This window comes from Acidovorax sp. Root217 (genome assembly GCF_001428645.1).
Taxonomy (GTDB): Bacteria; Pseudomonadota; Gammaproteobacteria; order Burkholderiales; family Burkholderiaceae_C; genus Acidovorax.
In genome coordinates, this window is the sequence record NZ_LMIH01000028.1 from 76646 (window position 1) to 100993 (window position 24348).

Consider the following 24348-nt stretch of genomic DNA (forward strand, 5'->3'; position numbering starts at 1 on the left):
CCAGCGTGCGGCGTCGAGTGACCTGCGGGGCCATCACCAATCTCCGCTGCGCGAAAGTAACAATTCGTTATAGGATATCCCCAAACCACCCGACTCCACCGATTCAATTCCCGCCATGGGCACCGCCAGCGGGCCCCCCCGCACCTTTGAGGACGCCGCGCCCACCCTGCGGCTGCGGGTGCTGCTGCGCTTTGAATCGGCGCAGGTCGAGCATGCGTTTGGCGAGCACTACCTGTCGTTCTACCACCGCTATGCCCAGGGCGCGCTGGTGCTGGGCGTGCTGCTGGTGCTGGGCGACTTCCTGGTGGACTGGCTGGCCTACCCCACGGTGGCGGGCAACGCGCTGCGGCTGCAGGTGGCCGTGCCCATTTTGCTGCTGGGCCTGGCGTACACCTTTTTGCCGCAGACGCGCCGGCATTGGCAGCCGGTGCTGGCCGGCTTCATCGTTGCGCTGTCGCTGTGCCTGTTCTGGATATTGCTGCGCATCGATGCGGCCGGGGGCGAGGGGCTGACCTCGTGGGTCGGCATCCTGAACTTCACCTTTCTGGAGTTCTATTGCTTCATCGTGCTGGGCCTGCAGTTCCGCTGGGCGCTGATGGCGGGCCTGTCCATCCTCGCGATCTTCTGTGCCACGCTGTGGTGGCACCCCGGCCAGTCGGCGGCCGAGGCGGCCTACTGGTCCTACCACGTGCTCACGCTGTTTTTGCTGGCGGTGGGGGTGGGCTGGTGGCGCGAGTTCATCGTGCGCAAGGACTATGCGGCCCAGTGGGCGCTGGAGCGTGCGCGCCTGGCCGCCGAGCAACTGGCCCTGGTCAAGAGCGAGTTTCTGGCCACCATCAGCCACGAGATCCGCACGCCGCTCAATGGCGTGCTGGGCATGAACGAGCTGCTGCTCGGCAGCGGCCTGAGCAGCGAGCAGCGCGGGTGGGCCGGTGCGGTGCAGGCCTCGGGCCGGCACCTGCTGGCGCTGATCGACGACGTGCTGGATGTCTCCAAGATCGAGGCCGGGCAACTGCGGCTGGAGCGGGTCGACTTCGACCTGCGGCGCGAGATCGATGCGGCGCAGGCCATGTTCGTGCAGCCCGCGCTGGCCAAGGGCCTGGACCTGCAGGCGCAGGTGAAGTGGCAGATGCCCGAGTGCCAATTGGTGGGCGACCCGCTGCGCCTGCGCCAGATCGTGGCCAACCTCATCGGCAACGCGATCAAGTTCACCGAACAGGGGCGCGTGGGTGTGCAGGTGTGGGTGGCGCCGGCGCAGGTGGCCGGGCGCGCCCAGGTGGACATCGTGGTGCAAGACTCGGGCATTGGCATACCGGCCGAGGCGCAGCAGCGCATCTTCGAGCGCTTTGCCCAGGCCGACGGTTCGACCACGCGCCGCTTTGGCGGCACAGGCCTGGGCCTGGCGATCTGCCGCGACCTGGCGCGGGCCATGGGGGGTGATATTGCGGTGCAGAGCCAGCCGGGGGCCGGGTCGCGCTTTGCGGTGCAACTGGAGCTGCCCTTGGCCGGCCCGGTGCCAGCCCGTATCGACCGCGAGGAAGGTGCTGCAGGGGCAGCTGTGCACGCCGTGCCCCGGCTGCAAGGCACGGTGTTGCTGGTGGAGGACCACCCGGTCAACCGCGCCGTTGCGGCGGGCATGCTGCGCAAGCTGGGCCTGGCCTGGCGTGAGGCGCACGACGGCGCACAGGCCATCGAGCAGGTGCGCCAGCACGATTTCGACGCCGTGCTCATGGACTGCCAGATGCCCGTGGTGGATGGCTATGCCGCCACCCGGGCGATACGCGGCCTGCCGGATGGACGCGGAGCCAGCCTGCCCATCATTGCGCTCACGGCCAACGCCGGCGCCGACGACGCTGCCCGGTGCCGGGCCAGCGGTATGGACGGTTTCATCGCCAAACCCTACGGCATAGGCACCCTGGCCGCAGCCCTTGCGCCCTGGCTGCAGGCCCGGAGTGCCCTGCCTGTGGATGTGCCGAGGGATCCCGTGGCGCCGCTCGGTGACCACGCGGCCATCGACGCGCGCGCGGTCGAGACCCTGCTGTACCTGGACGAGCACGGCGGCACGGGGCTGTTGCGCGAGGTGGTGACGGGCTTCCTCGATGCCGCCGCGCAAGGCCTGGCGGGCATGGAGCAGGCGCTGGCCGATGGCCGGCTGGCCGATGCCGCGCGCATCGCCCACGGCCTCAAGTCCTCGGCCGCCCATGCCGGCGCGCTGGAGCTGGCCGAGGGCCTGCGCAGCGTGGAGCGCCATGCGCTGGCGGGTGACGCCCCGGCGGTGGGCCAGGGGCTGGCGCGCATGCACGCTGCCCACAGCCGCACTGTGGCCGGCCTGCAGGCCGTGCTGGGGGCGCACCCATGAGCAAGGAGGCGCAGGGCTTGCTGGATGGGCAGCTGCCTGAAGCGGCGCTGGTGGCCGCCACCCGCGTGCTGATTGCCGACGACGACCCCGGCATGCGCGCCATGCTGCGGGCCGCCGTGCGCAAGCTCGGTTTCGAGCCTGTGCTGGCCGAGGACGGGGCCTCTGCGCTGCTCGCGTTCCGCCAATCGGCCTGCTCGCTGGTGCTGCTGGACGTGGAGATGCCAGGCCTCAACGGCTACGAGCTGTGCAGCATCTTGCGCGGCGAGGCCGGCCCGTTCGTGCCCATCGTGCTGGTCACGGGCAATGACGATGTGGCGTCCGTCGAGAACGCCTATGCGGCCGGCGCGACGGACTTCATCTCCAAGCCCGTGAACTGGTCCATCCTGGGCCACCGGTTGCGGCACCTGATCAAGAACTTTGGCATCCAGCGCGACCTGCAGCGCGCGCAGGCGCGCAATGCGGCCATCCTCGATGCGCTGCCCGATCTGCTGTTCGAGCTCGATGCCCAGGGCCGCTTCATCCAGTGCAACGCGCCCGCCACCGAAGAACTGGCCATGCAGCACCGCGCACTGGTGGGCCGCACGGTCAGCGAGGCCCTCTCGCCCAAGCTGCGCGAGCTGGCCATGGCCGCCGCCGCCGAGGCGCGCACCCTGGGGCATGCCAGCCCGCGCACCTACCGCCTGCACCTGCCCACCGGGGAGCGATGGTTCGAGCTGTCGGTGGCGCGCAAGCCGGCCGATGGCCTGCAAGAGGGGCAAGAAGGACAAGGCGGGCAGGAGGGGCCCACCTTCATCGCCCTGTCGCGCGACGTCACCGCACGCAAGCACGCCGAGCGCCGCATCTCCGACCTGGCCGACTCGCTGCGCCAGGCCAATGCCGACCTGCGGTGCGCCAACGACCAGCTGCAGCGCCAGGCGTTTGAGGATCCGCTCACCGGCTTGCCCAACCGCGCCATGTTCCACGAGCGGCTGGACCAGGCCGTGCAACGCACTGCCGCGCAGGGCGCCGCCACGGGCGCAGGGCTGCCCTGCGCGCTGGGCGTGATGTTCATCGACCTCGACGGCTTCAAGCCCATCAACGACACCTTCGGCCACGCTGCGGGCGATGGGGTGCTCAAGGAAGTGGCGCGGCGCCTGCAGTCCGTGGTGCGGGGCGCCGACCTGCTGGCCCGGCTGGGTGGGGACGAGTTCGTGGCGCTGATCGAATCGCCCACGGCCGACGAGGACGCCATGCGCGTGGGCGGCCGCATCATCGAAGTGCTGCGGCGCCCGTACCCGGTGGGCCGGCACCGGGTCTCGCTGTCATGCTCCATCGGGGTGGTGCTGCACCCCGGTCAGGAGCCCTCGGGCGACCGTTTGCTGGCCTGCGCCGATGCGGCGATGTACGAGGCTAAGCGTGCCGGCGGCGGCAGTTGCGTGCTGTACGAAAAATCCATGTCCGACGACGGCACCGAAGAGGTGCTGATGCGCCAGGCGCTGCGCGAGTCGCTGGAGCGCGGCGACCTGGTGCTGCACTACCAGCCCAAGGTGGACTGCACCCAGGGCCAGGTGCATGGCCTGGAGGCCCTGCTGCGCTGGGAGCACGAGAAGTTCGGGCAGGTCAGCCCCGAGATCTTCATCCCGCTGGCCGAGCGCTATGGCCTCATCGGCGCCATTGGCAACTGGGTGATCGACACGGCCTGCGCGCAGCTGGCGCATTGGCAGGCGCAGGGGCTGCGGTGCCACATTGCCATCAACCTGTCACCCCACCAGTTGCGCCAGCCCGATTTGGTGGAACGCATCGGCCAGGCGCTGGGGGCGCACCGGCTGCGCCCCTCGCAACTGGTGTGCGAGATCACCGAATCGACCATGATGGAGCACTCGGTGCAGGAGCGCGCCACGCTCGAACGCATCGCGGCCCTGGGGGTGCGGCTGTCCATCGACGACTTCGGCACCGGCTACTCGTCACTGGCGCACCTGCGCCACATTCCCGCACAGCAGCTCAAGATCGACCGCAGCTTCGTCACCGACCTGGCCAGCAGCGAACAGGCCCGCCATGTGGTGCAGGCCGTGATACAGCTTGCACACGGGCTAGGCATGGAGGTGGTGGCAGAAGGCGTGGAAACGCCCGAGCAACTACAGGTGCTGACCGGGCAGGGCTGCGACCTGGTGCAGGGGTTTCACATAGCCTCACCCATGCCGGCGGCGGACGTGCCGGGCTGGATGCGCGACCGCGAGCACACGCCCAGCGTCTTCGGAGCGCTGGCAGGCACGCCCTGGTGAGCCCGTGCTTCTGGCAAGAGGCGGTGGATGTACAGCTTGCCTGGGACCAATGCATTGGACCGGTGCTATTCCCCTACGGATTGTTAAACAAATTGAACCGTGCGTAATCTTTTGATACGTATGCATACAATAAACCACGCCTAGGGTAAACCCTTGATGGTGGCTTGCTCAGCCTGTCGCTGCGCTGGAATGTCTGAAAGGCTGCAGGTGGGGATGATGTCTGTTTTGAAGCGTTGGTACCTTGCGACGGTAGGCCGCCAGCTGAAGGCCCTTTACCGCAACCAGGCCGTGATCGAGTTCGATGCTGCAGGCAGGATCCTCTATGCCAACACCCATTTCGTGCGGTTGATGGAGTACCGCCGTGATGAACTGGTGGGCATGCACCACCGCATGTTCCTTGACATGCAGGAGCACGATGAAGCCCAGTACCGTGCGTTCTGGGAGCATCTCAACGCCGGCAAGGCCTTTGTCGGGCGCTGCAAGCGTATCAAGCACACCGGAGAAGCGGTGTGGCTGCAGGCCAATTACAGCCCGGTGCTGGACCACCGGGGCCGGGTGCGCAAGATCGTGAAATACGCCATGGACATCACCGACCAGGTGCGCAGCGAGGCCGAGGCCCAAAGCCAGCTGGCGGCCGTGAGCCGTGCCCAGGCGGTGATCGAGTTCACGCTCGATGGCAGGGTGCTGCGTGCCAACCACAATTTCCTGGCCACCATGGGCTATGCCAGCGAAGAGGAGCTGGCGGGCCAGCACCATTCCATGTTCGTCGATCCCGCAGAGGCACGCAGTCCCGAATACGCACTGTTCTGGAAGAGCCTGGCGCAGGGGCAATACCACCGTGGCCAGTTTCGGCGGCTGGACAGTTCGGGCAAGGATGTCTGGATCGAGGCGAACTACAACCCGGTGTTCGACCAGAAAGGGCAGCCGTTCAAGGTGGTGAAGTACGCGACCGATATCACCGCCCGGTTTGAGGCCACGCGGCTGGTGCAGGCCGCTTTCGAGCAGTTGCAGCAGCTGGTGCAGGAGAGCGCGGCGCGTGCTGACGAGGCCCAGCAGCAGTCGGGCGTGGTGGTGGCCATGGCCAGCGAGGGCGAGCATTCGGTCCAGGGCGCCATAGACGCCATGCAGGGCATACGGGCCAACTCTGGCCGCATCGGCGAGATGGTGGGCCTGATCGAGGGCATCGCCTTCCAGACCAATCTGCTGGCGTTGAACGCCGCCGTGGAAGCGGCCCGCGCGGGCGAGCACGGGCGTGGCTTTGCCGTGGTGGCCAATGAGGTGCGCAGCCTGGCGCACCGCAGTTCCGAAGCTGCCAAGGAGATCAAGACCGTGATCGGGTCTTCGTCCGACAGCGTGCAGCGCGGCTCTGACCGCGTCCACGAGTCGGGCCGCATGATGCTGCAGATGAAACAGGCGGCCCATGCCGCCAGCGGGGCGATGGATGGCATCACCCAGGCGTCCCGCGTGCAGCGGGCCAATCTGGGCCGTGTGCACCAGGCCATTGCGCGGCTGGAGAGCAGCGTCGTCAGCGGCTGACCGCGCCTTTTTGCCAACACTCCTGGCAACCCGCCAACCTTACCCCGATACCTCGCCTGCCAGGCAGGCAGGCAGGCACGGCTGTGTCCTGTTGCGCCTTTGCGCGTGGGCAGACCCCGAAACCCACTCCAGGAAACCACCGTTGATGCACGCACCTGAAATCGCTGTTCTGGACCTCACTTCCCGCATAGGCGGCCATGCTCTGGCCCAACTGGGTGTGTCAGGCACCACGGGCCCCGGCGCCTGGGAAAAGATGCCGCTGGGCGGCATGGCAGGGGCCCCGCTGATCAGCTGGTACCGGCCAGCTGGCGCAGCTGACCTGGCCAGCCTGCCGCCCCGGCCGGAAGCCGTGGCCGTCCTGGTGGGGCCGGGCATCTTTGCCATGCTGCCCGCCGTGCTGGCGCACGAGACGGTGCGCACGGCACCGGCGGTGTGGTTCTTCCTCTTGCCCAATGCGGTGATGGAGGAGATGGAGATCGCCAAGTTTCTGCGCACGCAGCAGCGTGCCGGCGTGCACAAGTACCAGCTGCCCAACAGCGACCCGCAAACACTGTGGTTCGTGCTGATGGAGCAGCTCGGCAAGGTGCAGAAGGTCAGTGATTATTTCAACGAAGAAAGAAGTGCAGAAGACATGAGCTCGAATCTAAAGACGTCCATGGACGCTGCCATGACCATCGACGGCGCGCTGGCAGTGGCATTGGTGGACCACCGCAGCGGCATGTGCTTGGCGCAGGCCGGCGGTGGCATGAACCTGGACTTGGCGGCCGCCGGCAACACTCAAGTGGTCAAGGCCAAACTCCAGACCATGGAGACACTGGGCATACGCCGTGGCATCGAGGACATTCTGATCACGCTGGCCGACCAGTACCACCTGATCCGCCTGGTCCCAAACGCCGAGGGCCTGTTCTTGTACCTCGTGCTGGACCGCAACAAGGGAAACCTGGCACTGGCACGCTACAAGCTGACCGATATCGAGCGCTCGCTGAAGGTCTGAAGCCTGGGCAGGCCCTCGGTCTTTATTCAAGGCCTGGCCATGCACCTCAGCGCTGAGGCTGCTGCTGGTGCAGCGGCGCGGCAAACCCCGCCGTCTTGCCCGCCATGAAGTCCCTGAGCAGTCGCACCAGCGGCGTCAGCTGCCGGCGGCTGGGCACCACCAGGAACAGCGGCGTGGGCTCCGTGGTCCACCCGGGGCACAGCGCCTGCAGCCGCCCTGCGGCCAGGTCCTGCGCCACGTCCAGCCCGGCCTTGTAGGCGATGCCCTTGCCCAGCAGGGCCCAGCGGCGCACGGCGTCGCCGTCATTCGATACATTGACGCTGCGCACGCGAACGGTCACCTCGGGGCCACCATCACCGGGCGTGAAGCGCCAGCGGTCGTGCACCTCGTCGCCGAGCATGAAGCACAGGCAGTCGTGCCCCGTGAGTTCGTGCGGAGTGGCGGGCGCGCCATGCTTTGCGAGGTAAGCGGGTGACGCGCACAGCACGCGGCGCACGCCGGGCGCCAGGGGCAGGGCGACCAGGCCCGAGTCCGGCGGCTTGCCGTAGCGAAAGGCCGCGTCCACCGGGTCGCTGTAGACATTGGCCACGCGGTCTGACAGCTGCAGGCGGATGTCCACCTCTGGGTGCTGCTCCTGGAACTCGTGCAGCCAGGGCAGCAGCACGTTGCGTCCCAGGTCCGACGGGGCCGACAGCTGCAGCACGCCGCGCAGCGCCTGCTCGCCGGCCGCCAGTTGCTGGCCGGCCTGCTGCAGCGCTGCGAGGGCAGGGCGGCACTGCTCCAGAAACAATTCGCCCTGTTGCGTGAGCCGCAGACTGCGCGTGGAGCGCACGAAGAGCTGCACGCCCAGCTCGGCCTCCAGGCGCTTCAGGGCCGCGCTGGTGGCGGCGGGCGTGAGGTCGAGCGCGCGGGCGGTGGCCGAAAGGCTGCCGTTGTCCACGGTGCGCACGAAGATGTCGAGGTCTTGCAGGGCTTTCATGGTGTGGGGCAGGGTAGTTGCTTGGGGTCTTGGCTCTATTTTCAATATTTTATTGAAGGTGGCTTCAATGTGTGGGTGGTTTTTCAATTGGCTGCAAAGGAAGACCATTGCGGCATGCAAACGGCACTGTCGCCGTCTCACCCCCACCAGCTACCGGAGTTAAAGCCCATGACCGCCACTGCATCCCCCCTGTTCCGCCCCCTGCAACTGGGCCCGCTGGCGCTGCCCAGCCGCATCGTGATGGCGCCCATGACGCGCGCCCGCAGCAGCCAGCCGGGCGATGTGCCCAATGCGCTGATGGCGCAGTACTACGCCCAGCGCGCCAGTGCCGGCCTGATCGTGAGCGAGGCCACGCAGATCTCGACCCAGGGTCAGGGCTACAGCTTCACGCCTGGCATCTACAGCGATGCGCAGGTGGACGGTTGGCGCCGCGTGACCGATGCGGTGCATGCCGAGGGCGGGCGCATGGTGCTGCAGCTGTGGCACGTGGGCCGCATGTCGCACGCCAGCTTTCATGCCGACGGCTTGCCCGTGGCACCCTCGGCCATTGCACCCCAAGCCCAGGTGTGGGTGGCGGGCGCCGACGGCGTGGGCCGCATGGTCGACAGCCCCGTGCCGCGTGCGCTGACGACTGCGGACATCCAGGCCGTGGTGGGCGACTTCCGCCGCGCGGCGGCCAACGCCATGCGCGCCGGCTTCGACGGCGTGGAGATCCACGGCGCCAATGGCTACCTGATCGACCAGTTCCTGCGCACCACCTCGAACCAGCGCACCGATGCCTACACCGGCGCCACCTTGGAAGGGCGCACGCGCTTTGCGCTGGAAGTGGCCACCGCCGTGGCCAGCGAGGCCGGGGCCGAGCGCACCGGCATGCGGCTGGCGCCCTTCATCACCCAGCGCGGCATGGACTGCCCCGAGATCATCCCCACCATCCTGCACCTGGCGCGCCAGCTCGACGCCACGGGCCTGGCCTACCTGCACCTGGTGGAGGCCGACTGGGCCGATGCGCCGCAGATCCCCGACGCCTTTCGCACCGTGCTGCGCCAAGCCTACCAGGGCCGCGTGATTGTGGCCGGCGGCTACGACGCCGCACGCGCCAGCCAGGTGCTGAGCGATGGCTTTGCCGACCTGGTGGCGTTTGGCCGGCCCTTCATCGCCAACCCCGACCTGCCTCGGCGCTTGGCGGGTGGCCTGCCCCTGGCCGCGTTCGATGCCAAGGCGCTGTTCGGCGGCGATGCATCGGGCTACAGCGACTACGCGGCGTACGAGGCAACTGCCGTCGACCTGGAAATCGCCTGACCCGTTCAACTGTCTTCTTTTTTGCTTACGCTATCCCCTGAAAGGACCCGTCCCATGAAAGCCGTTGGTTACCAGCAATCCCAGCCCATCAGCCACCCCGATGCGCTGATCGACATCACCCTGCCCGAACCCGTGGCCACCGGCCACGACCTGCTGGTGGAGGTCAAGGCCGTCTCCGTGAACCCAGTGGACACCAAGGTGCGTGGCAGCAGCTCGCGCAGCGCCCCGGTCGAAGGGCAGGACTACAAGGTACTGGGCTGGGACGCCAGCGGCATCGTGAAGGCCGTGGGCCCCGAGGTCACGCTGTTCCAGCCCGGCGACCGCGTGTGGTACGCCGGCTCCATCGCCCGCCCCGGCACGAATGCCGAGCTGCACCTGGTGGACGAGCGCATCGTGGGCCATGCGCCCAAGACGCTCGACTTTGCCCAGGCCGCCGCATTGCCCCTCACGGCCATCACCGCGTGGGAAATGCTGTTCGACCGTCTGGGCATCGCCCCTGGCAAGAAGCCCGAGGGCAAGACGCTGCTGATCATCGGCGCATCGGGTGGGGTCGGTTCCATCATGACGCAGCTGGCCACGCGCCTGACCAGCCTCACGGTCATCGGCACCGCATCGCGCCCCGAAACCCAGGCCTGGGTGAAGGAGCTGGGCGCCCACCACGTCATCGACCACAGCAAGCCGCTGGCCGAGGAGCTCAAGGCCATCGGCTTCCCCACGGTGGACTACATCGTCAGCCTGACCCAGACCGACGAGCACCTGGCGCAGATCATCGAAGCCATTGCCCCGCAAGGAAAATTCGGCCTCATCGACGACCCCCAGGCGCTGGACGTGATGCCCTTCAAGCGCAAGTCGGTCTCCATCCACTGGGAACTGATGTTCACCCGTTCGCTGTTCGGCACCGCCGACATGATCGGCCAGCACCACCTGCTCAACGAGGTGGCCGCCCTGGTCGATGCCGGCCTGGTGCGCACCACGCTGGCCGAGCGCTTTGGCAGCATCAACGCTGAGAACCTGAAGAAAGCGCATGCGCTGCTCGAATCGGGCAAGGCGCGCGGCAAGGTGGTGCTGGAAGGGTGGGCATGATGGCGGCGCAACCGAAGCCAACCACGCCCTTGGTCATGTTGGCCGTTCTGCAGGCCAGGCCGGACCAGCATGACCAGTTGCGCGCCGCCCTGACGGCGCTGGTGCCCCTGACCCGCGCGGAACCGGGCTGCATCGACTACACCCTGTTCGAGCAGGCCGATGCACCCGGCACCTTCTACATGCGCGAGTCGTTCACCGACCAGGCGGCACTGGATGAACATATCGCCACGCCGTACTTCCAGTCGTTTGCAAAGCGCTTCGATGAGCTGCTCGATCGGCCGCTGCACCTGATCTATCTGAACGAGGTGGTGTGATACCGGCCGCGGCCAGTGCTGGCGCCCCCGTTGCACGCGGGCCTGAGCGCCTCAGGGCCGTGTGCCAACCTGTCTATATAAGACGCCCTTAAGGCGCAGGCCGCAGCATGCAGTGATCTGTCTCCCGTAGCCACTGCCCGCTTGCATCACACGTTCACACCATCTCTGTCCAGGCCAGCCCATTGCGCGCTGGCCTGGGCGGGTGCGCGGCCCCTGGCTGGCCAGCGCATGCATATCCCCGACCCGATAGGCGATGTTGTCTTGGATCAAGCCCGTGCGGGTTGGTCTCTGTTGTACTGGCCCACAGGCCACGGGACGTGCGCCGTCGTACGGACGCAGGCCCTCGCGTTGGCAGATGCTTCATTCAACGACAAGGCCCCCGCATGAACACCGATCCAACCTCTGTCCCTGGTATGCCATGAACTGGCGCAACACCAAACACCACTACGGTGCGCTGTCGATGGCGCTGCACTGGGCGATGCTGCTGCTCATCGCGGCGGTGTATGCCAGCATCGAGCTGCGCGGATTCTTCCCCAAAGGCAGCGGCTTGCGCCAGGACATGAAGACCTGGCACTTCACGCTGGGCCTGTCGGTGCTGGTGCTGGTGATGCTCAGGCTGGCGGTGGCCCTCACCAGCACCGTGCCCCGTATCCAGCCCGAACCGGCCCGCTGGCAGCATCGGCTGGCCAGGCTGGCGCATTTCGCGCTGTATGGGTTGATGCTCGGCATGCCCTTGCTGGGCTGGCTGGCATTGAGTGCCCAGGGCAAGAGCATCCCGTTCTTCGGCATGCAGCTGCCGCAGCTGGTGGCTGAAAACAGGTCGCTTGCCGACTGGGCGGAGGACATCCATGAGGCATTCGGCTCCGTCGGCTACGCGCTGATAGGGGTGCATGCCGCAGCGGCGCTCTTCCATCACTACCTGATCCGCGACAACACCTTGCGGCGCATGCTCCCCTGGGGCCGAACGGACGGGACGCGGCTGCCGTGAACGCCCCTGCCGCAGCGCGATCGCCATGGTGCAGGCCAGCCAGTTCCCCTCAGGAAGGACCCATGAACATCCCCCTCGCTACCAACGCACCCCTACTCGCCCGGAATGCCGTCAGGTGCGCAGGCTCACCGTTTCTTGCGAGTACGCTCGCCGGCCGCCGCCGGGCTCGGCCAACGGTGGTGACATGATTCAGGGCGGCAATTTCCCTGACGAGTCCGAGGACACGCAGCACACTGCGGCCGAGCGGGCGGCAGCGGGCTCGCGCAGCACCTGGGTCAGCGTGGGTGTCAACATCTGCCTGACGGTGGCGCAGGTGTCCATCGGCATCCCGTCCCAATCGCAGGGCCTGGTGGCAGATGGCATCCATTCGCTGTCGGATCTGGTGTCCGACTTCGTCGTGCTGCTGGCCGGCCACCACGCCAGGAAAGACGCCGACGAAGACCACCCCTACGGCCACCAGCGCTTCGAGACAGCAGCGTCGTTGGTACTGGGTGGGCTGCTGCTGGCGGTGGGCGTTGGCATGCTGTGGTCCGCATTTCGCAAGCTGGAGTCGCCCGAGACCGTGGCGCAGGTCCACATCGTCGCACTGTGGGCGGCGGGCGGTGCGCTGGTGGCCAAGGAGCTGCTGTTTCGCTACATGCTGGCGGTGGCCAAGCGGGTCAAGTCGAGCATGCTGGTGGCCAATGCATGGCATGCACGCTCGGACGCCGCCTCTTCGCTGGTGGTGGGCCTGGGCATCATCGGCAACCTGGCCGGCTACCCTATCCTGGACCCCATTGCAGCCCTTATCGTCGGCTTCATGGTGTCGCGTATGGGGTGGAGTTTTGGCTGGGACGCCTTGCACGACCTGATGGACCGATCTGCAGACGAGACCGAGGTTGCCGCCATTCGCCAGACACTGGCGCAGACGCCTGGCGTGCAGGGCGTGCACGACCTGCGGACACGCAAGATGGGCGACCTGATCGTGGTCGACGCCCACCTGGAGGTCGATGCCGCCATCAGCGTCGAAGCGGGCCACGACATCGCCGTACAGGCCCGCCTGCGTGTACTGCAGCGCCACCGCGTGCTCAACCTGATGACGCACGTGGACCCCTGGCGCCGGCCTGACATGGACCATGCCGGCCCCGCTGCGCCGATGGGCTGAATCCGGGCGAGCCCACCCGCGCCGTCACCGCGCGCCCACTGCCGCTACCTGCCATCACCCATCACCGTTTGCTGCGCCAGGCAGACGGGGGCTGGCGCAACTTCACCGAGGGCTGTTACCCTTCGCACTCTTTTTATAGGCAGGCAATCACCCATTGGGGTGGCTGACCTGCCATTCACAGGGAGTGAACACCATGGCCAACAGCAAGCCAGAGACGAAGCCGCCTGCGCGCAAAGCAGCAGCGGCGAAGTCCCTACCTCCAAAAGCAAAAGCGCCCACCAAGGCGCCCGCGACAGCCCCCACCCCCACGAAGAAGACCGCAGCCCTGGCCAAGCCCGCACCTGCGGCAACCAGGAGCGTGGCAGCTTCTGCCAGGAAGCCCGCTGCCGTGGCCAAGAAAGCCGCAGCGCCCGCCAAAAAAACTGCGCCCGTCAAGAAGCCGCCCTCCGCCACACCGGCCAAGCCCGCCGCCAAACCCGGGCTTCTGTCGGGCGACAACCCGCAGATCGCCAAGGCCGACGGCGATGCGCCCGTGCAGGCCTATATCGCCGCAATCCCCGATGACTGGCGGCGCACCCTGTGCGCCCGGCTCGACGCGCTGGTCGAGTCCAACGTGCCCCAGGTGACCAAGGCCGTGCGCTGGAACTCGCCGTTCTACGGCATCGCGGGGCAGGGCTGGTTCCTGGGCTACCACGTGTTCGCCAAGTTCATCAAGGTGAGCTTCTTCAAGGGCGCATCGCTGAACCCCGCCCCGGCCGGCGGCACGGGCGAGGATGCGCGCTGGGTCAACCTCCATGAGGGTGGGCTGGACGAGGCGCAGATGGTGACGTGGATACGGCAGGCGGCGGCGCTGCCGGGGTGGGGCAAGAACTGAGAGCGGTGCAGCCTGGGGGGCGCAGCGGCGCGAAAGAGCGCCCGCGTCGGTTTGATGTGGCGCCCATGGCATGGGTGGCCGGTGGAGCCCGCCCCAGGGCCAGCGCGCGTCTTGCCCTCGTAGTACCCGCCTCTCACTCCCCCGCAGAAAACCGGTCGAAGTGCAGCAACGCCGCCGCCACCAGCAGCGCCCCCGCCACGCCCGCCAGCGGGTGCAGCAAAAAGGCCACCACCGGCACCAGCAGCATGAGCTGCCGCAGGCCCCAGCTGTAGAGCAGGCCGGCCTTGCGCACATAGGCGCTGCCGGCGGCGGCCCAGCGCTGGCGCTGGGGAGCGCCCACGGGCATGCCGCCGATGAAGCCCGCATGGTTGTAATAGCGCACGGCCATCACCGATGCGACGAGCGACGCGAACAACAAGCACAGCAGTACCAATTCCATGGCCAGCCGGGGCGTGACATGGGGCCAGTCTGCAGTGGCGGCGGCGGCCTCGCCCAGTGTGGCGTGCAGCGTGGGGGCGGTGAGCGACAGCGCGCCCATGAGGCCCAGCACCGCGGTGGACGCCGTCATGGTGGCCGACATCAGCGAGTTGCGCAGCGTCTGCACGGCCAGGATTTCGGAGCCCGGCTGCGCCGAAATGGCGGCAAACCAGTCTTCGCGCAACGAGGCGTGGGCCGTGCGTGCCAGCCGCCCGGGGGCCAGCCGCTGCGCAATGGCCAGCCAGCCTTCGTATGCGGCAATGATGCCCAGGGTGGCGATGGCGGCAAGCCAGGGGCTGGTGGTCATGGCGGTCAAGCCCGCTCAGGCCGCCTGGGGTGCGCTGCGCGCCCGCCTGCGCCCCTCCAGCCATTCAAAGGCGCCCATGCCTGCCAGCATGGCCAGCACGAACACCACGGCCTTGGGCTCGCCTGCCCCCAGCGACACGATGGCCGGCCCGGGGCAAAAGCCCGCGATGCCCCAGCCGGCACCGAACAGCAGGCTGCCCAGCACCAGGCGCCGGTCGATGTGGCGCGCGGTGGGCAACTGCATGGCGCCGCCCAGCACGCTGGTGGTGCGTTTGCGGGCCACGGCGAAGGCGAACACGCCCACCAGGATGGCGCTACCCATCACAAAGGCGAGCGAGGGGTCCCACAGGCCGGCCAGGTCAAGAAAGCCGAGCACCTTGCTGGGGTCGGTCATGCCCGAGATGATGAGGCCCAGGCCAAAGACCAGGCCGATGCCGAATTCGGAAATGCGTTGGAGCTTCATGGATCGATCCTTCTGTGATCAGGCCAGCACGTGGCGGATGAGGTAGACGGTGGCAAAGCCCGCGCCCATGAAGGCCAGCGTGGCCACCAGCGAGCGCGGCGACAGGCGCGAGAGCCCGCACACCCCGTGGCCGCTGGTGCAGCCCGAGCCATAGCGCGTGCCCACGCCCACCAGCAGGCCTGCAAGCACCACCATGCCCCAGCCGGCGTCGATGCGCACCTCGCTGGCGCCCACCGCCAGGCGGTAGAGCAGGGGGGCGGCCAGCATGCCCAGCACGAAGGCGACGCGCCACGCAACATCCTGGCTGCGTGGGTGCAGCAGTCCGCCCAGGATGCCGCTGATGCCCAGGATGCGGCCATGCAACAGCACGAAGGCGGCAGCCGCCAGGCCCAGGATGAGGCCGCCTGCGAGGGCCGCCCAGGGGGTGAAATGGTTCCAGTCAATCTGCATGGGGTGCCTCCTTGGGTGCACAGAATTGTTCGAACAGGGTCTGCATGACGGCCAGCGCCTGGGGGCTGGCGATCTGGTAATGGATGTGCTTGCCGTCGCGGCGGGTGGTGACCAATCCTTCGTCGCGCAGCACACCGAGTTGCTGCGACAGGGTGGGCTGGGTGATGCCCACCAGCGCCTCCAGCTCGCCCACGCGCTTTTCTCCCTCGGTGAGCTGGCACAGCAGCAGCAGCCGGTCGGGGTTGGACAGCGCCTTCATCAGCCGGCAAGCGCTGTCGGCCGAGCGGCGCAGGCTTTCCAGGTCCATGGGGGTAGTAGTGGCTTCGGCCTGCATGGGTGCTCCATAGGTTGCGGGTTGCGGTGAGGCGGATCAATGTCCTGGTCGATAGTTTATTGACAAACAAAATATCTGTCAATAAACTATAAATATCTTAATTGATTGCGCAAGGACACCTCCCATGCAACCGCAAGACACCGCACAACCCCAGGTTCAAGCCTTCTTCGACCCCGCCACCTGGACGGTGACCTACGTGGTCTTCGACCACCCGGGCGGGCATTGCGCCATCGTCGACCCGGTGCTCGACTACGACCCAAAGGCCGGCCGCACGCGCACCGCATCGGCCGGCAAGGTGGTCGACTTCGTGCGCGCGCAGCGTCTCTCGGTGCAGTGGATTCTGGAAACCCATGCCCATGCGGACCACCTCACGGCCGCGCACCACCTGCGCGACGTGCTGGGCGGGCAGATCGCCATTGGCGCCGCCATCACCCAGGTGCAGCAGGTGTTCAAGGGCATCTTCCACCTGGAGCCGGGCTTTCATGCCGACGGTGCGCAGTTCGACCACCTGTTCGCCGATGGCGAGGCGTTTCGCATCGGCAACCTGCAGGCGCAGGCCCTGGCGGTGCCGGGCCACACCCCGGCCTGCATGGCCTACCAGGTGGGCGACGCCGTGTTCGTGGGCGACACCCTGTTCATGCCCGACGTGGGCACGGCGCGCTGCGACTTCCCGGGCGGCAATGCGCACACGCTGTACCAGTCCATCCGCCGGCTGCTGGCCCTGCCGCCCGACACGCGCCTGTTCATGTGCCACGACTACCCGCCCGCCGGCCGCGAGCCCGCCTGGCAGACCACAGTGGCCGCGCAGAGCGCGCACAACATCCACGTGCACGACGGCGTGGGCGAGGACGAATTCGTCACCATGCGCACCCTGCGCGACGCCACGCTGGAGATGCCGGCGCTGATCCTGCCTTCGGTGCAGGTCAACATCCGCGCCGGCGACCTGCCGCCCAAGGACGACAACGGCGTGGCCTACCTGCGCATACCGCTCAATGCGCTGTGACGGCCGAGGCTCCGCAGCCCTGCCTACCACAACCCAACCAGGAGACTTGACACCATGAAAACCGCACACGAGCTCGTGGCCGAGGCCAAGGCCCATGTCACCGAAGTGCCCATCCTAGGGCCTGTTAACACTAATTTCGGGGTCGCGAAGGCCCTTGGCGCGTGCCAGTCTAGGCGCGCGACGCCGCGTGTGCTCTTGCACACGCAAGGAGCGCAACGACGAGTGGCGCGCCGGCAAGGGCCTTCCCTTCGGGTTGCCCTGCCTGGGGGCCGTCTGCGGCGTTGCCCGCGCTTGCAAGGTGCAAACCTTGCTGCGCACGCGCGCCTTGCATCCAGCCCCCAGGCCGTGCAACGCGATCCCCGAAATTAGTGTTAGCAGGCCCTGGGCGCAAGACGCCATCCGCGCCGCCGACCTGCTGATCGACGTGCGCGAGGCCGACGAGTTTGCCGCCGGCCACCTGCAGGGCGCCGTGGGCATGCCCCGTGGCGTGCTGGAGTTCCGGCTTGCCGGCAACCCGGCTTTCGAGCGGCGCGACCTGCGCATGGTGCTCTACTGCAAGACCAGCGGCCGCGCTGCCCTGGCGGCGCGCTCGCTGCAGTCCATGGGCTACATGAACGTGCAATCCATCGCCGGTGGCATCGAGGCCTGGGTGCAGGCGGGCCTGCCCATCGTGCTGCCCGAGCAGCCCTCGTTCGACTGAGGTGCATGCCGTGTGCATGCTTGCCCGAGTGCGTGCGCTGCTCAAAGAGGCCATTCGCTCGGGCACCATCGCCTCGCTGGCCATCGTGCCGCTGTCGCCGCTTTTCAAGGCGCTGGTCCTGCGCATAGGCCACTATGGGCCGCAGTTTGCCGGGCTCTATCTCGACGATCCCCAGCCCTGGCAGATCTTTCTGCAGCACCTGGTCATCGGCTGGCTGTCCGCGCTGCCCCTGCTGGTGCTGCTGCTCTGGGCCCCCCGCGCGTCGCGCTGGCCGCTGGCCGCCGGTGCGGCCTACGGCGCGCTGTACTACGTGGCGGTCAATTCCCTGGCGCTGCCCCTGTATTTCGCAGACGCCACGCCCTGGCAGATGGGGTGGCCCACCATCTGGCCCAGCCTGGCGGGGCACATCCTCTTCGGGGCCTGCATCGGGTTCACCTCGCGGCGCTTCGTGCGGGGCCATCTGGCAAAGGCCATGGGCCGCATTACCAGGCCTTCCCGGAAAAGCCAGACCACAGCTCGTTGAGGTCCGGAAACTTCCATTGGTCCGGGTCTTCGCGCGCCACGATCTTCTCGGTACACCCTGGCTCGGCCAGATCGATGCTTACGGGTGGAATGCGCAGGTCCGATTTGGTCGAGAAGAACACCTTCACCTTGGGCGAGGTCAGCGACTGCTGGCCCTGCTCGGTCACCACGCCGATGCGCCCGGAGGTCAGCCGCACCAGCGAGCCCACGGGGTAGATGCCGATGCTCTTCACAAACGCCTGGAACAGCCGGGGATCGAAGTGCCCTTTGGTCCACTCGGCCATGCGGCGCAGCGATTCGGCCGGATCCCAGCCGCGCTTGTAGGGGCGGTCGGAGGTGATGGCGTCGTACACATCGCAGACGGCCGTCATGCGCGCGATCAGGGTGATCTGCTCGCCCTTGAGCTTGTCGGGGTAGCCTGAGCCATCCATCTTTTCATGGTGGTGGCGGCAGGCATCGAGCACCGCAGCCTCCACACTGCCGCCCTCCTGCAGCATCAGGTAGCCCTGCACGGGGTGGCTCTGCACCACGGCAAACTCCGCATCCGTCAGCTTGCCCGGCTTGTTGAGCACCGCCAGCGGAATGGCCGCCTTGCCCAGGTCATGCAGCAGTCCCGCCATGCCGGCCACGCGCGTGTGCTCTTCATTGAGGTTGATCTGCTTGGCCAGCGCCACCATCAGCGCACACACCGCCACCGAATGCATGTAGGTGTAGTCGTCTGCCGTCTTCAGGCGGGCCAGGCTGATCAGCGCGCCCGGGTTGCGGGTGACCGAGTCCGAGATCTCTTCGACCAGGCTGCGGGCGTTCTCCGAATTGACCGCCTTGCCCATGCGCGCCTCGCTGAACATCGAGACCATGGCCTGCCTGGCTTCTCCGCAGATCGATGCGGCCGCCTGCAACTCGCTGTGCATGCTGGCGGCAGCCCGGCCACTTGCGCGCCGGGGTGCCGGGGGCGGTGAAGGTGGAGACGGCGGGTCGACCTGCAGGGGCGGCAGCTTGTCGAGCATGCCGAAATCGGTCTCCACCTGAAAATCCGCCTCCTCGCGCGAGACGGAGCGCACACCGGCCGCCACGTCCAACCCCTTGGACGTGTCGATCCAGACCTCTTCGATGGACGCGGCCTTGATGCGCGCCAGGTCCTTGGGCTCCTTCAAGACGAACTTGGCCCGCCAGAACGGGTGGTCCATCCAGGAGCCGCAGAAATCGTGCACATACATACCCAAGGTAAGGTGCTGGATACTGATGCGCTTGAGCATGGGGGAGTGTCCTGTGGCGGCCAAGTGCCTGGTCCATTCTTGTCCATCGTCGGGCTGGTAACAAGCGGGTGATTGCCACTGTGGCAAAAACTCCCTTGCGGTGGTTTCGGGCAGTAGGTTCGCAGGGCAGGGCCCTCAGCCCGCCGCTTCGACCAGCGCGCGCCCCGCAGCGCGCAGCACCTTGCCCGCGCTGTCGCCCAGCAGCAACGAGCCACTGCTGAAGGCCCCGTCGATCAGCAGCGAGAGCTGTGATGCCGTGACCTCGGGCTTTTTCAGCCCCATGCGCTTGCACAGCGCAGCCAGGCGTTTGCGCTGCTCCAGCCGGTGCGCGGCCGATATGGCGCGGGCCGGGTGGGCCGGGTCGGCAAACTCCGCCGCCACGTTGAGCTGCGGGCAGCCGCGGTAACCGGGGCGCGCCACGCGCTCGCCCACCCAGGCGAGCAGGGCGTCGAGCTCGGCGGCGGCATCGGGTGCGTGCGGTGCAACGGCTCCGTCCCACTGCTGCCAGAACTCCCGGTCTTCGCGCTCCAGAAAGGCGGCGACCAGGTCGTCCTTGGTGCGGTAGTAGCGGTACAGGCTGGTCTTGGCGATCTGCGCGCGTTCGATGACCAGGTCGATCCCCACGGCGCGCACGCCCTCGGCATAGAACAGCTGGCAGGCCGTGTCGAGAATGCGCTGCTGTACGTCTCCCATGGGCGGCATGTTCGCGGTGGTGAGCGCCCCCGGGTCTGAATGGGCTGCGCTGGTGGTCTTGCGGGCGGCGGTAGGGCTCATGCCGGCATTGTCCCATATCCCGGGTTGACACAATACAGACCTGTATGTAGCATCGCGCCACCTTCAATAGAACGTACAGGTCTGTATCGTGATCGAAAACACCTCCACCGCTTCGTCTTCTTCTTCCACTGCACTGCGCCACGTGCTGGTCTACGGAGCTGCTGGGCACACCGGGCGCTTCGTGGTGCAGGCCATGCGCGAACAGGGCCACGCTGTGCTGCTGGCCGGGCGCGATCTCGGCAAGCTGCAGGCCGCCTTTCCCGACGCACCAGCAGACCAGTTGCGCGTGCAGGGGCTCGACGGGGATGCCGCAGCCCTCACGGCTCTGCTGGCCGAAAGTGCGCTGGTCGTGAACTGCGCCGGCCCCTTTGCCGACAGCGCGCCTCAGCTGCTGCAGGCCGCACTGCAGGCAGGTGTGCACTATGTGGACGTGTCGGCCGAGCAGCCCACGGCGCGCGAGGTCTTCGGGCAGTGGAGCGAGCGCTTCACCGCCGCCGGCCTGTGCGCCGCGCCGGCCGTGGCCTTCTACGGGGCCGTGGGCGACCTGCTGGCCACCAGCGTCATCGGCGACTGGCCCGGGGCGGATGCCATCGAGCTGCATATCGCCCTGGACAGCTGGCACCCCACCGAGGGCACGCGCAAGACCGGTGTGCGCAACGCCGGCCGCCACGTGGTGTATGCCAACGGCCAGTTCCAGGCGCCGCCCACCGTGGCCCCGCGCAAGACCTGGGCGTTTGCCGCGCCGTTTGGCGAGCAGGCCGTGGTGGGCTTTTCCAGCGCCGATGCCGTGACCATCGCCCACCACATCCGCGTGCCCGACGTGCCCGCGTGGATGAACGAGACCCCGCTCACCGAGCTGCGCGCTGCCGATACGCCCGCGCCCGTGGCAGTGGATGCCTCAGGCAGATCGGCCCAGCGCTTCCTGGTCGAGGTGGTGGTGCGCCGGGGCGGTGAAGAGCGCCGCGCCAGCGCCAGCGGGCAGGACATCTACGCCATCACCGGCCCCCTGGCCGCGCAGGCGGTGGGGCGCATTCTGGCTGCGCGCGGAGGGCTCACCGGGGCCTTGTCAGCGGGGCAACTGGGCGATGCGCGCTCGTTTTTGCAGGCACTGGCGCCCAGGTACCTGCAGTTCGACTTTGGCGGGTGAGGGTGCAGGGGCCATGCCCCTGCGGCTTGTCATGGAAACTGGATTGGGTTTTTGCCAGCCCCCATGCGATCATCCAAGGCAATGACCCATCCACCAACCAAGGGAGTTGCAGTGTGAGCGAGATGGCCAAGGCTGAAGAACCCAACGCTTCGCTGCTGCTGCAGCAAGAGCAACAACAGGCCATGACCGGCCTGGACGGTGTCGAACGCGTCGTGGCCGAGCCGCTGCGCTTCAAGGCCAAGCTGGCCATCGGCGAGAACGCCTATGCCTCGTTGCGCATGGTGAACCGGGGCCGCGAGCTCTGGGACGTGCTGGGCGCAGCCGGCGCCGGAGCGGCTGTCGCCAAGTCCAGCTTGGTGGCGTCGGCGTTCTTTGCGCCCTCGGGCCTGATGGGGGCGCTGGGCGTGGGCGCAGCTGCCACGCCCGTGGGCTGGGTGGCCTTTGCTGCGCTGGCCTCGGGTGGTGCCTGCTATGGCATGTACCGCTGGCTGGGCCACTCCAAGGGCAGCCGGGTCATCGAGATTCCCCGCTGCCTCAACACGCCACTGGACACGCTGGGGCTGGCGCTGTTCGACCTGATCGCGCCGCTGTCGCTGTCGCTGCGGCTGGCGGCAGGGGCCGATGGCGTGGTGCCACCGCCGCGTCACGCCTTCCTGGCCGCGCACCTGGTGGACGAGTGGGGGCTGGATGATCGTTTTGTCGCACAGGCCATGGCCGCCATCGAGCCCGGCCTGGCCGATGCCCCGCCCCAAGAGCTGGCGCGCGAACTGGCCGCCTTTCTGCATGCCAACCCGGACTGCAACCACCAGGTCATTGCGGCCGAGATGGGGAGCTTTCTGGCGCAGATGCTACAGGCCGGCGGGGCAGCGCTGGCCGAGCCCGAGCAGCAATTGCTGGCCCAGGTGCAGCAGACCCTGCAGACCCCGCCGCCCGGCGAAGTGGTCAAGGTCTGGACCCGCGCCCGGGCGCATGCGGGCCACTATGGCGGCCAGGTGGCCGGTGCGGCCGGCAAGGCGGCCACATGGACCAAGGAACAGCTGCCCACCGTGCAGCAGATGGAGGAACTCAGAATGCGTGGTACCGAACTGCCCGGACAGATTGCGGGCGCCGTGGGCAAGGCCGCCAGCTGGACCCGGGACCAAATGCCTACCGCCGAGCGGGTGGACGAATTGAAGAAGCGCGGCGGCGAGCTGACGGGTCAGGCGGCCGATACCCTTCGCAGCGCCACCCGCGCAGCGCAGGAGGCGTTGCCCACAGCAGAGCAAGTCCAGCAAGGGGCGCAGCGCACGGGTGAGCTGGCCCGCAAGGGGCTGGACCGGATCCGGGCGAAGCTGGGGCGCTGAACCGGGGCAGGGCGGCAGCAGGCCTCTTGCCGCCCATATGCCCCTGAACGACAAGCGATGGCGGCGAGTGAGGCACGCCATCGCCGGGGTCGCGTGCGCAGCAACTGGCGGGCATGTTGTTGGAGGCGCAGAACAACAACGTGGCGGCCTGCCGCTTGTGCTCGGCCTGCGGGTTCGTGTTCAGGGAGCTCGACGCACACCTGTACCGGAGCCTGGCGCCGGGCTCACGCGAGGTGCCCCTGTTCTGGTACTGGCGCGCGGACGGGCGCGGGCAGCGCTGAGGACAGGTGCGCGGCGGCAGGCGCTCAGCGCCGCACGAAATGCGCCCACGCCAGCGCCAGCGAATGGATACGCGCCTGCTCGCGCAGCGGCAGGCCCGGCCATAGGCGGTTGACCAGGTCTTTGAGGTCTTGTGGCAGGGCCACGCCACCGGCCTCCACCATCACCGTGCGCTGCATGGCCACGCGGTAGTGCCCCCGCACCATGCTCTCGCGCGCCAGACCGATCAGGTGCTCTGCATCCCAGGCCAGGGGCATGGCGGCCTGCTCGGCGCGGCGGCGGTCGGTCCACGGGGGCGGGAAGATCCAGCGCGTCCTCACCATGGGTGTGTCTTGGTCAGCGGGCCCAGCCAGCGAGCAATTGCGCGAAGTTCAGCTGCAGCGCGTCGTCGGGCCGGCTCTGGATGGCCGACGGCGTGCGCGAGAAGCGCGGCGCGGGCGCAGGCTGGGGCACGCCCGCCACCTCCACGATGGCCTGGCGCGCCTGCAGATGCGGGTGGCCGGCCGCCTCGGCCAGCGTGAGCACGGGGGCGAAGCACACGTCGGTGCCTTCGAGCAACTCGCACCACTGCGCGCGGCTGCGCGTGCGGAACACGGCGGCCATGGCATCGCGCAGGGCATGCCAGCGGGCGCGGTCGTGCTGGGCGTTCCACAGCGCCTCGGGCAGGCCGATCAACTGGCACAGCAGGGCGAAGAACTTGGGCTCGATGGGGCCGATGCTCACGTACTGCCCGTCCGCGGTTTCGTAAGTGGTGTAGTACGGCGCGCCGCCATCGAGCATGTTGCTGCCGCGCTGTTCGCGGTACAGGCCGCGCAGCCGGTGCGACTGGTTGTTGCTCATCAGCGAGAGAGCGCCGTCGCAGATGGCGGCGTCCACCACCTGGCCCTGGCCGCTGGCGCGCGCCTCCAGCAGCGCGGCGAGCAGGCCCGCCACCAGGTACAGGCTGCCGCCGCCGTAGTCGCCCACCAGGTTGAGCGGGGGCACCGGCGCGCCGCCGGGCGCGCCGATGGCGGCCAGCGCGCCGGTGATGGCGATGTAGTTGATGTCGTGCCCCGCGGCCTGGGCCAGCGGGCCGTGCTGGCCCCAACCGGTCATGCGGCCATACACCAGGCGCGGGTTGCGCCGGGCCACGGCCTCGGGGCCAAGGCCCAGGCGTTCCATCACGCCGGGCCGAAAGCCTTCCACCAGCACTTCGGCATGCGCCAGGAGGTCCAGCACCTGGTCGATGGAGGCCGGGTCTTTAAGGTCCAGCAGCACGGTGCGGCGGCCGCGCCCGGTGATGTCGTGCGGGTCGGTGGGCAGGGAGCCGGGGCGGTCTATGCGCACCACCTCGGCCCCCATGTCGGACAGTAGCATGCAGGCGAAGGGCGCCGGCCCCAGGCCCGCGAATTCAACGACGCGCACGCCGCGCAGCGGGCCGGATGCAGATGAAGAGAAGGAGGGGGACGGCAGATGGCTCATGG

General features: G+C 68.0%; 25 protein-coding genes. 16 read left to right on the plus strand and 9 right to left on the minus strand.

From position 1 onward, the window contains the following. Positions 1-115: 115 nt before the first annotated feature. From ASE31_RS24390 to ASE31_RS33180, 4 genes are all read left to right on the plus strand, one after another. Positions 116-2359, plus strand: a complete 2244-nt coding sequence (locus tag ASE31_RS24390) for an ATP-binding protein (protein WP_057204527.1) — start codon at positions 116-118, stop codon at positions 2357-2359. Continuing rightward, positions 2356-4620, plus strand: a complete 2265-nt coding sequence (locus ASE31_RS24395) for an EAL domain-containing protein (RefSeq protein ID WP_057204529.1) — start codon at positions 2356-2358, stop codon at positions 4618-4620. Before ASE31_RS24390 ends, ASE31_RS24395 begins: the two co-directional genes overlap by 4 nt. A 216-nt stretch (positions 4621-4836) precedes the next feature. Beyond that, positions 4837-6156, plus strand: coding sequence for a PAS domain-containing methyl-accepting chemotaxis protein (locus ASE31_RS33035; protein WP_304439141.1), 1320 nt, complete (start codon positions 4837-4839; stop codon positions 6154-6156). Positions 6157-6301: 145 nt separating this feature from the next. After that, a complete protein-coding gene (locus tag ASE31_RS33180; RefSeq protein WP_369819492.1) occupies positions 6302-7150 on the plus strand; it encodes a hypothetical protein in 849 nt (282 codons plus the stop codon). Between the two features lie 46 nt (positions 7151-7196). On the opposite strand, the gene ASE31_RS24410 is transcribed toward ASE31_RS33180, so the two are convergent. Beyond that, complete coding sequence (locus tag ASE31_RS24410) at positions 7197-8129, minus strand: LysR family transcriptional regulator (protein WP_057204533.1); 933 nt, start codon at positions 8127-8129, stop codon at positions 7197-7199. Positions 8130-8297: 168 nt separating this feature from the next. Here ASE31_RS24410 and ASE31_RS24415 point away from each other — a divergent pair, with 168 nt between their 5' ends. The 6 genes from ASE31_RS24415 (at position 8298) to ASE31_RS24440 (ending at position 13831) form a co-directional block, all read left to right on the plus strand. After that, positions 8298-9428, plus strand: a complete 1131-nt coding sequence (locus tag ASE31_RS24415; RefSeq protein WP_057204535.1) for an alkene reductase — start codon at positions 8298-8300, stop codon at positions 9426-9428. Positions 9429-9482: 54 nt separating this feature from the next. Beyond that, positions 9483-10511: a zinc-binding alcohol dehydrogenase family protein gene (locus ASE31_RS24420; protein WP_057204537.1), complete on the plus strand. Its 1029-nt coding sequence runs from the start codon at positions 9483-9485 to the stop codon at positions 10509-10511. Between the two features lie 35 nt (positions 10512-10546). Beyond that, entirely contained in the window at positions 10547-10825 is a 279-nt protein-coding gene (locus ASE31_RS24425; protein ID WP_057204641.1) for a putative quinol monooxygenase, read from the plus strand. Between the two features lie 418 nt (positions 10826-11243). Further along, positions 11244-11813 (plus strand): cytochrome b, encoded by a 570-nt coding sequence (locus tag ASE31_RS24430; protein WP_057204539.1) that lies wholly within the window; start codon positions 11244-11246, stop codon positions 11811-11813. Positions 11814-11997: 184 nt separating this feature from the next. Beyond that, positions 11998-12957 (plus strand): cation diffusion facilitator family transporter, encoded by a 960-nt coding sequence (locus ASE31_RS24435; protein ID WP_057204541.1) that lies wholly within the window; start codon positions 11998-12000, stop codon positions 12955-12957. A 388-nt stretch (positions 12958-13345) separates the two neighbouring features. Further along, positions 13346-13831: a DUF1801 domain-containing protein gene (locus ASE31_RS24440; RefSeq protein ID WP_057204543.1), complete on the plus strand. Its 486-nt coding sequence runs from the start codon at positions 13346-13348 to the stop codon at positions 13829-13831. A 133-nt stretch (positions 13832-13964) separates the two neighbouring features. Here the strand turns inward: ASE31_RS24440 and ASE31_RS24445 are convergent, their stop codons facing one another. The 4 genes from ASE31_RS24445 to ASE31_RS24460 are packed head-to-tail and all read right to left on the minus strand — an operon-like array spanning position 13965 to position 15861. After that, entirely contained in the window at positions 13965-14615 is a 651-nt protein-coding gene (locus tag ASE31_RS24445) for a DUF599 domain-containing protein (protein ID WP_057204545.1), read from the minus strand. Between the two features lie 15 nt (positions 14616-14630). Continuing rightward, positions 14631-15077: a DUF6691 family protein gene (locus ASE31_RS24450; protein ID WP_057204547.1), complete on the minus strand. Its 447-nt coding sequence runs from the start codon at positions 15075-15077 to the stop codon at positions 14631-14633. A gap of 18 nt (positions 15078-15095) precedes the next feature. Further along, the gene (locus tag ASE31_RS24455) at positions 15096-15527 is read right to left on the minus strand and encodes a YeeE/YedE family protein (protein ID WP_057204548.1); all 432 of its coding nucleotides are present in this window, start codon (positions 15525-15527) and stop codon (positions 15096-15098) included. Continuing rightward, the gene (locus ASE31_RS24460) at positions 15517-15861 is read right to left on the minus strand and encodes a helix-turn-helix transcriptional regulator (RefSeq protein WP_057204550.1); all 345 of its coding nucleotides are present in this window, start codon (positions 15859-15861) and stop codon (positions 15517-15519) included. The genes ASE31_RS24455 and ASE31_RS24460 overlap by 11 nt, the downstream gene beginning before the upstream one ends. Before the next feature lie 124 nt (positions 15862-15985). Here ASE31_RS24460 and ASE31_RS24465 point away from each other — a divergent pair, with 124 nt between their 5' ends. The 3 genes from ASE31_RS24465 (at position 15986) to ASE31_RS24475 (ending at position 18087) form a co-directional block, all read left to right on the plus strand. Beyond that, complete coding sequence (locus ASE31_RS24465) at positions 15986-16864, plus strand: MBL fold metallo-hydrolase (protein ID WP_057204551.1); 879 nt, start codon at positions 15986-15988, stop codon at positions 16862-16864. Positions 16865-17189: 325 nt separating this feature from the next. After that, positions 17190-17564, plus strand: coding sequence for a rhodanese-like domain-containing protein (locus ASE31_RS24470; RefSeq protein WP_057204642.1), 375 nt, complete (start codon positions 17190-17192; stop codon positions 17562-17564). A gap of 16 nt (positions 17565-17580) precedes the next feature. Continuing rightward, on the plus strand, positions 17581-18087 hold the full coding sequence (locus ASE31_RS24475) for a hypothetical protein (RefSeq protein WP_157412644.1): 507 nt from the start codon (positions 17581-17583) through the stop codon (positions 18085-18087). On the opposite strand, the gene ASE31_RS24480 is transcribed toward ASE31_RS24475, so the two are convergent. Both ASE31_RS24480 and ASE31_RS24485 read right to left on the minus strand, forming a co-directional pair. Further along, complete coding sequence (locus ASE31_RS24480) at positions 18047-19342, minus strand: HD-GYP domain-containing protein (RefSeq protein WP_057204553.1); 1296 nt, start codon at positions 19340-19342, stop codon at positions 18047-18049. The two genes, ASE31_RS24475 and ASE31_RS24480, sit on opposite strands and share 41 nt — an antisense overlap. Positions 19343-19477: 135 nt before the next feature. Then, positions 19478-20116, minus strand: coding sequence for a TetR/AcrR family transcriptional regulator (locus ASE31_RS24485; RefSeq protein WP_082604350.1), 639 nt, complete (start codon positions 20114-20116; stop codon positions 19478-19480). A gap of 88 nt (positions 20117-20204) precedes the next feature. Here ASE31_RS24485 and ASE31_RS24490 point away from each other — a divergent pair, with 88 nt between their 5' ends. From ASE31_RS24490 to ASE31_RS31915, 3 genes are all read left to right on the plus strand, one after another. Next, a complete protein-coding gene (locus ASE31_RS24490) occupies positions 20205-21263 on the plus strand; it encodes a saccharopine dehydrogenase NADP-binding domain-containing protein (protein ID WP_235514752.1) in 1059 nt (352 codons plus the stop codon). A 122-nt stretch (positions 21264-21385) separates the two neighbouring features. Continuing rightward, a complete protein-coding gene (locus ASE31_RS24495) occupies positions 21386-22606 on the plus strand; it encodes a hypothetical protein (protein WP_082604357.1) in 1221 nt (406 codons plus the stop codon). Between the two features lie 113 nt (positions 22607-22719). After that, on the plus strand, positions 22720-22887 hold the full coding sequence (locus tag ASE31_RS31915) for a hypothetical protein (protein WP_157412645.1): 168 nt from the start codon (positions 22720-22722) through the stop codon (positions 22885-22887). Positions 22888-22911: 24 nt separating this feature from the next. Here ASE31_RS31915 and ASE31_RS24500 read toward each other — a convergent pair whose 3' ends face one another. Both ASE31_RS24500 and ASE31_RS24505 read right to left on the minus strand, forming a co-directional pair. Then, positions 22912-23208 (minus strand): hypothetical protein, encoded by a 297-nt coding sequence (locus ASE31_RS24500; RefSeq protein WP_057204554.1) that lies wholly within the window; start codon positions 23206-23208, stop codon positions 22912-22914. A 13-nt stretch (positions 23209-23221) separates the two neighbouring features. After that, on the minus strand, positions 23222-24346 hold the full coding sequence (locus ASE31_RS24505; protein WP_057204555.1) for a CaiB/BaiF CoA-transferase family protein: 1125 nt from the start codon (positions 24344-24346) through the stop codon (positions 23222-23224). Between the last annotated feature and the right edge of the window lie 2 nt (positions 24347-24348).